This is a genomic window from Escherichia sp. KTE96 (assembly GCF_000408525.1).
In the GTDB taxonomy this organism is placed as follows: Bacteria; Pseudomonadota; Gammaproteobacteria; order Enterobacterales; family Enterobacteriaceae; genus Escherichia; species Escherichia marmotae.
Genome location: NZ_KE137149.1, coordinates 2,208,284 through 2,219,969 on the forward strand (window position 1 = coordinate 2,208,284; position 11,686 = coordinate 2,219,969).

General features: G+C 51.0%; 10 protein-coding genes. 5 read left to right on the plus strand and 5 right to left on the minus strand.

Annotation, left to right across the window (positions count from 1 at the left end; all coding sequences use genetic code 11):
- Window positions 1-23: 23 nt before the first annotated feature.
- From torC to torD, 3 genes are read left to right on the plus strand one after another with little or no spacing between them, the layout of a single operon-like run.
- On the plus strand, window positions 24-1,196 hold the full coding sequence (gene torC, locus A1WG_RS04415; RefSeq protein ID WP_001516148.1) for a pentaheme c-type cytochrome TorC: 1,173 nt from the start codon (window positions 24-26) through the stop codon (window positions 1,194-1,196).
- Window positions 1,196-3,742 (plus strand): trimethylamine-N-oxide reductase TorA, encoded by a 2,547-nt coding sequence (gene torA / locus A1WG_RS04410; RefSeq protein WP_001516149.1) that lies wholly within the window; start codon window positions 1,196-1,198, stop codon window positions 3,740-3,742. Before torC ends, torA begins: the two co-directional genes overlap by 1 nt.
- Window positions 3,739-4,338: a molecular chaperone TorD gene (torD, locus tag A1WG_RS04405; protein ID WP_001516150.1), complete on the plus strand. Its 600-nt coding sequence runs from the start codon at window positions 3,739-3,741 to the stop codon at window positions 4,336-4,338. Before torA ends, torD begins: the two co-directional genes overlap by 4 nt.
- A gap of 157 nt (window positions 4,339-4,495) precedes the next feature.
- On the opposite strand, the gene cbpM is transcribed toward torD, so the two are convergent.
- From cbpM to A1WG_RS04380, 5 genes are all read right to left on the minus strand, one after another.
- The gene (gene cbpM / locus A1WG_RS04400) at window positions 4,496-4,801 is read right to left on the minus strand and encodes a chaperone modulator CbpM (protein WP_000024563.1); all 306 of its coding nucleotides are present in this window, start codon (window positions 4,799-4,801) and stop codon (window positions 4,496-4,498) included.
- Window positions 4,801-5,721 carry a curved DNA-binding protein gene (gene cbpA / locus A1WG_RS04395; protein ID WP_001516151.1) on the minus strand — a complete coding sequence of 307 codons (921 nt, stop codon included), beginning with the start codon at window positions 5,719-5,721 and terminating at the stop codon, window positions 4,801-4,803. Before cbpA ends, cbpM begins: the two co-directional genes overlap by 1 nt.
- 214 nt (window positions 5,722-5,935) lie before the next feature.
- Entirely contained in the window at window positions 5,936-6,292 is a 357-nt protein-coding gene (locus A1WG_RS04390; RefSeq protein ID WP_024191856.1) for a RidA family protein, read from the minus strand.
- Window positions 6,289-7,542 (minus strand): D-amino acid dehydrogenase, encoded by a 1,254-nt coding sequence (locus tag A1WG_RS04385; protein ID WP_001516153.1) that lies wholly within the window; start codon window positions 7,540-7,542, stop codon window positions 6,289-6,291. Before A1WG_RS04385 ends, A1WG_RS04390 begins: the two co-directional genes overlap by 4 nt.
- A 50-nt stretch (window positions 7,543-7,592) precedes the next feature.
- Window positions 7,593-8,507, minus strand: a complete 915-nt coding sequence (locus A1WG_RS04380) for an HTH-type transcriptional regulator AdmX (protein WP_000776564.1) — start codon at window positions 8,505-8,507, stop codon at window positions 7,593-7,595.
- A 273-nt stretch (window positions 8,508-8,780) separates the two neighbouring features.
- On the opposite strand from A1WG_RS04380, the gene A1WG_RS04375 reads away from it, so the two are divergent.
- Together A1WG_RS04375 and agp are read left to right on the plus strand one after the other, a co-directional pair.
- Window positions 8,781-10,214 (plus strand): hypothetical protein, encoded by a 1,434-nt coding sequence (locus A1WG_RS04375; RefSeq protein ID WP_001516154.1) that lies wholly within the window; start codon window positions 8,781-8,783, stop codon window positions 10,212-10,214.
- A gap of 149 nt (window positions 10,215-10,363) precedes the next feature.
- Window positions 10,364-11,605: a bifunctional glucose-1-phosphatase/inositol phosphatase gene (gene agp, locus A1WG_RS04370; protein WP_001516155.1), complete on the plus strand. Its 1,242-nt coding sequence runs from the start codon at window positions 10,364-10,366 to the stop codon at window positions 11,603-11,605.
- The last annotated feature ends 81 nt before the right edge of the window (window positions 11,606-11,686 follow it).

Below are 11,686 nucleotides of genomic sequence, written 5' to 3' on the forward strand. Positions count from 1 at the left end.
ACCTTAATTTTACAGGGGCTATTATGCGGAAACTCTGGAATGCGCTACGCCGACCCAGTGCTCGTTGGTCGGTGCTGGCGCTGGTCGCTATTGGGATTGTGATTGGCATCGCGCTGATTGTGTTGCCTCACGTTGGGATTAAAGTCACCAGCACAACCGAATTTTGTGTCAGTTGCCACAGTATGCAACCGGTGTATGAAGAATATAAACACTCGGTGCATTTCCAGAACGCCTCTGGCGTGCGTGCCGAATGCCATGACTGCCATATTCCGCCGGATATTCCGGGCATGGTGAAGCGTAAACTGGAAGCGAGCAACGACATTTACCAAACCTTTATTGCCCACTCCATTGATACACCTGAGAAATTCGAAGCCAAACGAGCGGAACTTGCCGAGCGTGAATGGGCGCGAATGAAAGAAAACAACTCGGCAACCTGCCGTTCCTGTCATAACTACGATGCGATGGATCATGCGAAGCAGCATCCGGAAGCGGCGCGTCAGATGAAGGTGGCAGCGAAAGATAACCAATCCTGCATCGACTGTCATAAAGGTATTGCCCACCAGTTGCCGGATATGAGTAGCGGTTTCCGTAAGCAGTTCGACGAGCTGCGCGCCAGTGCTGATGACAGTGGTGACACGCTGTACTCCATTGATATCAAGCCGATTTATGCGGCGAAAGGCGATAAAGAGGCGTCTGGTTCTCTGCTGCCTGCCTCAGAAGTGAAAGTCCTTAAACGTGACGGCGACTGGCTGCAAATTGAAATTACCGGCTGGACGGAAAGTGCCGGACGTCAGCGTGTACTCACCCAGTTCCCAGGCAAACGCATCTTTGTTGCCTCGATTCGTGGTGATGTTCAGCAGCAGGTGAAAACGCTGGAGAAAACCACCGTGACCGATACCAATACCGAGTGGAGCAAGTTGCAGGCCACTGCGTGGATGAAGAAAGGCGACATGGTGAACAACATCAAACCAATCTGGGCTTATGCGGATTCGCTGTACAACGGCACCTGTAATCAGTGCCACGGCGCACCGGAAATCTCCCACTTTGACGCTAACGGTTGGATTGGCACGCTCAACGGCATGATTGGCTTTACCAGCCTCGATAAACGTGAAGAACGCACCTTGCTGAAATATCTGCAAATGAATGCGTCCGACACTGCAGGCAAGGTTCACGGCGATAAGAAGGAAGAAAAATAATGAAGAATAACGATCTCTTTCAGGCATCACGTCGGCGTTTTCTGGCGCAACTCGGCGGCTTAACTATCGCCGGGATGCTGGGGCCGTCACTGTTAACGCCGCGCCGTGTGAATGCGGCGCAAGCGGCTACTGAGGCGGTCACCTCGAAAGAGGGCATTCTGACCGGGTCGCACTGGGGGGCTATCCGCGCGACGGTGAAGGATGGTCGCTTTGTGGCGGCAAAACCGTTCGAACTGGATAAATATCCGTCGAAAATGATCGCCGGATTGCCGGATCACGTACACAACGCGGCGCGTATTCGTTACCCGATGGTACGCGTGGACTGGCTACGTAAGCGCCATCTGAGCGACACATCCCAGCGTGGCGATAACCGCTTCGTGCGCGTGAGCTGGGATGAAGCCCTCGACATGTTCTATGAAGAGCTGGAACGTGTGCAGAAAACGCACGGTCCGAGCGCCCTGTTGACTGCCAGCGGTTGGCAATCGACGGGGATGTTCCACAATGCTTCCGGTATGTTGGCGAAAGCCATTGCACTGCATGGCAATAGTGTCGGTACAGGTGGTGACTATTCTACCGGTGCTGCGCAGGTGATCCTGCCGCGTGTGGTTGGTTCGATGGAAGTGTATGAACAGCAAACCTCCTGGCCGCTGGTATTGCAGAACAGCAAAACCATTGTGCTGTGGGGCTCCGATTTGCTGAAAAACCAGCAGGCGAACTGGTGGTGCCCGGATCATGACGTTTATGAATATTACGAGCAGCTAAAAGCGAAAGTTGCTGCTGGTGAAATTGAAGTCATCAGCATCGATCCGATCGTGACGTCAACTCACGAGTATTTGGGGCGTGAGTATGTGAAGCACATTGCGATTAACCCGCAAACTGATGTGCCGCTGCAATTGGCGCTGGCGTATACGCTGTACAGCGAAAATCTGTACGACAAAAACTTCCTCACCAACTACTGCGTGGGCTTTGAGCAGTTCCTGCCGTATCTGCTGGGCGAGAAAGACGGTCAGCCGAAAGATGCCGTATGGGCTGAAAAACTGACTGGTATTGATGCCGAAACAATTCGTGCGCTGGCACGGCAGATGGCGGCGAACAGAACACAGATCATTGCTGGCTGGTGTGTACAGCGTATGCAGCACGGTGAACAGTGGGCGTGGATGGTTGTGGTTCTGGCAGCGATGCTGGGACAAATTGGCCTGCCGGGCGGTGGCTTTGGTTTTGGCTGGCACTATAACGGCGCAGGTACGCCGGGGCGTAAAGGCGTTATTCTGAGCGGTTTCTCCGGTTCAACGTCGATTCCGCCTGTTCACGACAACAGCGACTACAAAGGTTATAGCAGCACCATTCCGATTGCCCGTTTTGTCGATGCGATCCTCGAACCAGGGAAAGTGATCAACTGGAACGGTAAATCGGTAAAACTGCCGCCGCTGAAAATGTGTATTTTTGCCGGAACTAATCCATTCCATCGTCATCAGCAGATCAACCGTATTATCGAAGGCTGGCGTAAGCTGGAAACGGTTATCGCCATAGATAACCAGTGGACCTCAACCTGCCGTTTTGCCGATATCGTGCTACCTGCGACCACGCAGTTTGAGCGTAACGATCTCGACCAGTACGGCAACCACTCCAACCGTGGAATTATCGCTATGAAACAGGTGGTGCCGCCACAGTTTGAGGCGCGCAACGACTTTGATATTTTCCGCGAGCTGTGCCGTCGCTTTAATCGTGAAGAAGCCTTTACTGAAGGGCTGGATGAAATGGGCTGGCTGAAACGCATCTGGCAGGAAGGTGTACAACAGGGCAAAGGACGCGGCGTTCATCTACCAGCGTTTGATGACTTCTGGAATAACAAAGAGTACGTCGAGTTTGACCACCCGCAGATGTTTGTTCGCCACCAGGCATTCCGTGAAGATCCGGATCTCGAACCGCTGGGGACGCCGAGCGGCCTGATTGAGATCTATTCGAAAACCATCGCTGACATGAACTATGACGATTGTCAGGGGCATCCGATGTGGTTTGAGAAAATCGAACGCTCCCACGGTGGGCCAGGCTCGCAGAAATATCCGTTGCATTTGCAATCTGTGCATCCGGATTTTCGACTTCACTCGCAGTTATGTGAGTCGGAAACTCTGCGTCAGCAGTATACGGTGGGGGGTAAAGAGCCTGTCTTTATTAGCCCGCAGGATGCCAGTGCGCGCGGCATTCGTCACGGTGATGTGGTACGCGTCTTTAACGATCGCGGTCAGGTGTTAGCAGGGGCAGTCGTTTCTGACCGTTATGCACCCGGTGTGACGCGAATTCACGAAGGGGCATGGTACGATCCGGATAAAGACGGCGAGCCAGGGGCGCTGTGCAAATACGGTAACCCCAATGTGTTGACCATTGACATCGGCACCTCACAGTTGGCGCAGGCGACCAGTGCGCATACCACACTGGTGGAAATCGAAAAATACACAAGCACAGTGGATCAGGTGACGGCGTTTAGCGGCCCCATCGAAATGGTGGCGCAGTGCGAATATGTTCCGGCGTCGCAGGTGAAATCATGACTTCCTTGACGGCACAACAGACTGCCTGCGTCTACGCCTGGCTGGCACAGTTGTTTTCCCGTGAACTGGACGATGAACAACTGACGCAAATCGCCAGTGCGGAGATGGCTGAATGGTTTTCTTTGCTGAAAAGCGAACCGCCGCTGGCTGCGGCGGTGGACGAGCTGGAGAAAAGCATTGCTGCCCTGGTGGTACGTAACGACGCCCGTCTGGAACTGGCCGCTGATTTTTGCGGCCTGTTTCTGATGACCGACAAGCAAGCGGCGCTGCCGTATGCATCGGCCTACAAACAGGACGAGCAAGAGATTAAACACTTGTTGGTTGAGGCGGGCATGGAAACCAGTAGCAACTTCAACGAACCGGCAGATCATCTGGCGATTTATCTTGAGTTGTTGAGCTATCTGCATTTTTCACTGGGGGAAGGGAAAGTTACCACACAAAAAATCAACAGCTTACGGCAAAAAACGCTGGCGGCGCTGCGATCATGGCTACCGGAATTTGTAACGCGTTGCCGTCAGTATGACAGCTTTGGTTTTTACGTGACACTAAGCCAGTTATTGCTGGTGCTGGTGGAGTGCGACAACCAAAACAGATAATGCCGTTTGTAGGCCTGGTAAGACGCGTTAAGCGTCGCATCAAGCATTATGGCACAGCCGCCGGATGCGGCGTGAACGCCTTATCCGGCCTACGGAACAGTGATCTGATCTTTGTAGGCCTGATAAGGCGCGTTAAGCGTCGCATCAGGCAACAAACTCACGGATGAGCCACAAACCGGGAAAGCCGTTGGCGCAGCAGGCGGTTTTCCTGTTTCAGATGTGCGATATCATCCATTAACGTTAGCGCCACCGCGATCCCCGGCCAGTCAAGCGCCAGTTCCTGACGCAGACGTACCGCGCGTTGCACCACAATGGCGGCATGGTCGTCAAACACCCAGGTCGTTTCCTGAATCTCACGCGGTTCAACTACGCCTAAACCGACAATTTCATTCAACTCCTCTTCAGAAATGCCGGTATGCAGGCAAAATTCAGTAATGGTAAAAGTCACCGTAACGTTAGCCATTATGCTTTCCCCCAATCTTTACGTGGATCAAAAGACGACTGGGCGTCTGCCAGTTGTTGCCACAGCGCAGCAGTGTTTTCATCAGGTTTCGGCGGCATGACGATTTTCAGCACCGCATACAGGTCGCCGGTCTGTTTTTTACCGACCAGACCTTTACCTTTAACGCGCAATCGTTGTCCGGCCTGACTGCCTGGTGGGATGGTCAGCAAAATGCTTTCTTTCAGTGTTGGAACGGTGACTTTAGCTCCCAGTGCCGCTTCCCACGGGCTAACCGGCACCACAATTTCCAGATCCTGACCGACAATATCAAACAACGGATGTGGCGCAATATGAATCACCAGCCACAGATCGCCATTCGGACCGCCGTTTTCGCCCGGCGTCCCCTGGCCTTTCAGGCGGATACGTTGACCATTGCCGACACCCGCCGGGATCTTCACATTCAGCGTTTTCGGGATTTCCTGTTCGATCATGCCAAAGGCGTTATAAACCGGCAGGTTATAGCTGATGGTACGCTTATGCTCAGTAAGCGTTTCTTCAAGGAATACCGCCAATTCGATTTCAATGTCGTGGCCACGTGTGGCCGGGCGCTGGCGGCTCTGACGGGCATGCTGACCGAAAATTGATGAGAAGATATCGTCAAAATCTTCGGCGTTGAAACTCTGGCCGTCACCATGCTGGAACTGACGGTTAAATTGCGGATCGTTGCGATGTTGCCACATCTGATCATATTCAGCGCGACGTTGTTCATCACTCAATACTTCCCAGGCTTCAGCGACCTCTTTGAAGCGGGCTTCGGCATCGGGTTCTTTGCTGACATCAGGATGGTATTTGCGGGCCAGTCGACGATAGGCGGTCTTGATTGTCTTGAGATCGTCCGTCGGTTTCACGCCCATGATGGCGTAATAATCCTTTAATTCCATAGCGTTATCTCGCGTAAATCAATACAGACAAAGGGAAACCCCTGACAAGGTATCAGTGTTAAGTGTAGGGGAAATCAGAAAAAATCGTAGGTCTGTGACGAAACATAACTAAAAATGATATTTTCAGCCTGAATGTTGGCAGGTAAAAGAGGGGGGCGTTTACCCTTCATGGATGCCCCATGACTACGTTGCCAGGGGGCTGAAAACGGGGAACTTATCTTGCTTTTACTGCCGTGACCATCACTTCAACCAGAATCTCCGGGCGAGCCATCTCAGCTTGTACGGCAGCACGGGCTGGGCTATATCCTTCTGGTATCCAACTAACCCATACGTCGTTGAAATCGGCAAAATCGCGGGTGATATCTTTTATCCATACCTGCGCGGATAAGATATGAAATTTATCACTGCCAGCCGCTGCAAGTAATTCGTCGATTTTTTCCAGCACTTCGCGCGTTTGTTGCGCGATGTCTGGGGTATTGCTTTTCGGTGTCTGGCCGGAGAGAAAAACAAGGTTGCTATATTCCACGCTGGCGGCCAGACGCGGCTGTGGGTTATTACGTTTGATATTCAAGCTGATTGGCTCCATGTCAGTCCATCAAGTGAAATTGCAGGATCTTCGCCCGACAGCAGAGCGCCTAACACCACAGCACTACCTGCCGCCAGCGTGAAGCCCAGACTGCCCTGACCAAGATTCATCCAGAGATTTTGATACTTCGCCCGTCCTAATAGTGGCGGACCCGCAGGAGTGGATGGACGCATACCTGTCCATAATTCGGCATCATCGATACCTTGCAGTTGCGGAAAACTGGAGGCTACGATCTGTTTTAAGGCATCAATGCGTTCAGGGCGCAGTTCATTACCGTCATAGCCAATATCGACCATGGCGGCGATACGCAACCGGTCACCGAGTCGGGCATAGACAATTTTATGACCATAGTCGGTGACACTGATTTGCGGTGCGATCCCCATTTTTTGTGGGAAAGGGAGTGTCAGACTGTAACCTTTCAGACCGCAAAGCGGTACGTGAATTCCGGTTTCGGTAAGTAAATGTGTGCTGCCATTTCCGGCGGCAACGACATAATCATCAGCAATCAGCGTTCCTGTACTGGTGGTAATGGAGACTATGCGCTCACCTTTTTTATTCAACTGCAAAACTTCACAATCGGTCTGTAGCGAAAAATTCGCGCTGGCATTAAGTTTGGCAAGTAATGCCTGGCAGAACTTATAGCAGTCCGCCGTTTCATCGCCGGGAGAATAAATACCACCGCACAGGGAATTACCAATATGTTTTAGTGCGGGTTCAAGATGAACGCACTCTTCGCGTAATAGAGTCTGTTGAAAATGCGGATTAATGCCTTTTGCCGCTTTGGCTAAATCTTGCTGGCGGCGATGAATAATCAGTTTGCCAGAACGGCGCCAGTGGAAATCATCAAGATTATCCTCCAGCAACCACGCTTCCATTACCTGACGACTTAATAGTGATAAGCGTAAAATATGATCGCCATTGAGTTTATTTGTCCGGTTATTGCAGGCCAGTAAAAACGCCAGCAACCAGCGCCACTGACTTAATGACATGCGCAAACGCATATTCAGTGGAGAGTCACTTTTCCCCATCCATTTAAGCCCCTGCATCGGTACGCCTTTATCCGCCAGAGGGGCAACGTAACGATAACTGAGTTGCCCACCGTTAGCGAAACTGGTAGCGACGCCTGCCTGGCTGTTGCGTTCTAACAATTGTACCTGATGGCCCTGTTTTACCAGGACCCATGCTGTCGCCAGACCAATGACCCCGCCGCCAATAACTACAATGCGTTTTTTCATCACCTGAGATATCCACCGCTAATAAATGCGTTGGGGTTATGTCAAAACATTTAGGCCTGAGGAGCAATTGACTTTTTATTTTCAGGGTATAACTCAAGGTTAATGGCTCGCAGTTGCTGACGTAATTGCTGGCAGAGGAAATCAACAAATTTTTGTGTAATGGGGCTAAGTGACACGTCGGCACGACGTAGCAAACAAAGATCAATTTTCATTGGTGGTTCGATGGGGTGAATTGTTTCTGCCGGGAGGTTATGACGGGCAGAGAAAATATCGGTAATACTGCATCCCATTCCTCGTTTTACAAATTCAGTCGCCATGTAATAGGTCTGGACATTCAGGCGCGTTGTCAAAAAATCACGCCGTTTGGCTATGGCATTGGAAAGGGAATGTGGGCCAGGAGAAATCCAGCGTTGTTGGTCAATCTTGTCTATTTCTACCGCGCCCTGGCGATAGTCCCGGTCGATATAAACCAGCGGAACTTCGGCTATCAGTGTCGTCATAATCTCCCCCTGTTGAATCGGCTGTAGCGTCAGGGCCAGATCAATCTCACGCAGATCAAGTTTTTTAACCAACGTTTCAGTGTGCTCTGTCGTCAGTGTCATTACCAGATTTGCATTCTGCTGGTAAAACGCAGTGACTATTTCGGGCACCAGGCTTAATCCCAGGCTTGGCAGGCATCCCAGGGCTATTCTGGCTCGGGGATCTCGCGTCAGGTTATCGGCCAGCAGTCGCAGGTTATCGAGTTCGTGATAAATCGACTGCGCTTTTTCAAAAAGTGTGATCGCTTCGCTGGTTGGAAGAAGCTTGCCACGAACTCGCTGAAAGAGCTGAAAACCGAGTTTTTGTTCAGCGTTTTTTAACGCTTTACTGGCGGCCGGTTGGGAAATATTCAGCGATTCCGCTGCACGTGAAAGTGTTCCGCATGTCATCACGGCATAGAAGATTTCCAGGTGGCGCAGTTTCATTAAGAGTTAACCCAGAGTTATAGACGATAGATAAAAAGTCATTTCATGGTAACACCAAGTTAACATAAATTTAATCTGTAACGCCTGTTCTGGTAACAATGCGTTATTTGCCCACCTAAAAGGGGTTAATTACGAACTCAGAATAATACCTGTAGTACCCGGACAAACCCTCAGTGCATTTTGCCAACAATAATAACGAGGGGGGATATTTTCTGAGCTGTCCAAATACATCGGCTGATATTGACGGTCGATTCGATGGGGTTAAGGAGTTATATGAGTGACTCAATGCTCGCTGGTGGTTTGCTAACCAGACAAAATATCACCAAAAAGAATGTCATTATTGGCTTACTGTTGGTTATTTTTTTATTGACAGCGTTCTGGTGTCAGGGGCGTCCAGGTAATGAACTCGGACTGCTGGGTTTCACACCGTTGGTGGCGTTAGCGGTGCTCTCGTTGATAGGCGTCGATATTGTTCTGGCGGTTATTTCATCCATTATTATTGCGATGATAATGACTTCCACCGGTTTACCAGAAATGGGCACCATGCTGGCAAAATCGACAGGATCGTTTATCGCCACTGTTGGACTGATCATTATGCTTGGCGCAGGCGTCGGTGAAGTGGCAACACGTACCGGAGCGGCCGTTGAACTGGTCAAATTTGTGGTACATCGGATCGGGCTTTCCAGCCAGACACGGGTCAAATTTGGCATCGTCATCTCTTCCATTCTCATCTGTGGCGCGCTGGGCACTATGGCGGGTGGCAATGCCATTATTGTTGCGGTGATTATTCCTGTGGCAGCAGCAGTACGGCTTACACCTCCCACGGTGGCGGCACTGATGATGACGGCGGGGTCAGTGGGATTGTTTACCGGGCCTTTTACCCCCAGCACAGTGACGATTTTACAACTCGGCGGCCTGACTTATCCGCAATATCTGATGTACGTCGGGTTACCAATGAGCGCCGTGACGTTATTCGCAGGCTGGATCATGGCCGGGCGAATTCAGAAGATGACGGAAGGAAAATTGCATTACGACGTCGATCTTTCAGAGAAAACGCAGGAAGAAGAAGATCCCGCACGCGATCGCCGTCGCAAGCTCAGCGCCCTGGCATTTGCAGCAACCATTATTGTTATGGCGGTTATTGGCGTAGTGATAAAAGCAGGTTTTAGTTTTGCCATTATCGTTATGTTGTTGGTGGCTCTGGTCACCGGGCTGGTGGGAGGGTTTAGTCCAACCGGGATCTTGCAGGCGCTGTATAAAGGGTGTGGCAGGCTGGTGTGGATGTTTCTGCTCTACTGGCTGTATAACCCGATTCTGGAACTTATGGATAGCCTACAGGCGTATCAGGGGTTGCTCGAATATACCCAACCCCTGTTAACCGGGATATCTCCGGCATGGCTTTGCTTCTGTATTTTTGCCTTTAACATTATCGGTCATGTGCCTGGTGCCGCAGTGGCTCAGATGACTTTTACGCACAAAATATTTGGCCCGATGTTGATGGCTGCAGGTGTACCGCCACAGGGTACAACGGCGGTATTGTTAGCTTCATCGCAAGTGGACTGGTTTGGGCCTTTCCCTTCATCGGATATGTTTGGCCAAATGGGGCTGGCACAATCTACTCACCTGAAATATATGCTTTATAACGGTTGGGCCATTGTCATTGCCAATATCATTCTTTTTGCCGTGCTGTTTCAGATATTAGTTTAACGATACAAACCAGGCGATAGTGCAGCTACTGTCCGTTATCGCCTGACGGTTTTCCGCCTCGTCATCTGCTAAATTGCGAACCGGTTCCCGGAAAAATGCCATATTTCTGTCACACTCTTAATTGATTGATAACTAAAGAGGTGATGGGAATGAAAAAAACGCTAATCGCTGCGGCCGTGGCTGGAATGGTTTTACTCTCTTCGAATGCTCAGGCACAGACAGTGCCGGAAGGCTATCAGCTACAGCAAGTGCTACTCATGAGCCGTCATAACTTACGTGCGCCGCTGGCAAATAATGGCAGCGTGCTTGAGCAGTCCACGCCGAATAAATGGCCGCAATGGGATGTCCCCGGAGGGCAACTCACCACCAAAGGCGGCGTGCTGGAAGTGTATATGGGCCATTACATGCGTGAATGGCTGGCAGAGCAGGGGATGGTGAAATCGGGCGAATGTCCGCCACCGGACACCGTTTACGCCTACGCGAACAGCCTGCAACGTACCGTCGCCACTGCGCAGTTCTTTATTACTGGCGCATTCCCGGGGTGTGATATTCCTGTTCATCATCAGGAAAAAATGGGCACGATGGACCCAACCTTTAACCCGGTAATCACCGATGATTCCGCTGCATTCAGCGAGCAGGCAGTGGCAGCAATGGAAAAAGAGTTGAGTAAACTCCAGCTTACCGACAGCTACCAGCTACTGGAAAAAATCGTTAACTATAAAGATTCTCCGGCTTGTAAAGAAAAACAGCAGTGTTCACTGGTGGATGGCAAAAATACTTTTAGCGCGAAATATCAACAAGAGCCGGGCGTTTCCGGGCCGTTGAAGGTGGGCAACTCGCTGGTGGATGCGTTTACTTTGCAATACTACGAAGGTTTCCCGATGGATCAGGTGGCCTGGGGAGAGATCAAATCAGATCAACAGTGGAAGGTGTTGTCGAAACTGAAAAACGGTTACCAGGATAGCCTGTTTACTTCACCGGAAGTGGCGCGCAATGTCGCGAAACCGCTGGTGAGCTACATCGACAAAGCCCTGGTCACCGATCGCGCCAGTGCGCCGAAGATTACGGTGTTGGTAGGACACGACTCTAACATTGCCTCGCTACTCACTGCGCTGGATTTCAAACCGTATCAACTGCATGACCAGAATGAACGTACGCCCATTGGTGGCAAGATTGTCTTCCAGCGTTGGCATGACAGCAAAGCCAATCGTGATTTGATGAAAATCGAGTATGTGTACCAGAGTTCGCAGCAGTTGCGTAATGCCGACGCCTTAACCCTGCAAGCACCTGCTCAGCGCGTGACGCTGGAACTTACTGGCTGCCCGATAGATGCCAACGGATTTTGCCCGATGGATAAGTTTGATAGCGTGTTGAATGAGGCAGTGAAATAACAGAAAACTCCCCCGCGAGAAGCGGGGGAGTATGGGACAGATGACAAATGTTAGATTGCCTGATGCGCTACGTTTATCAGG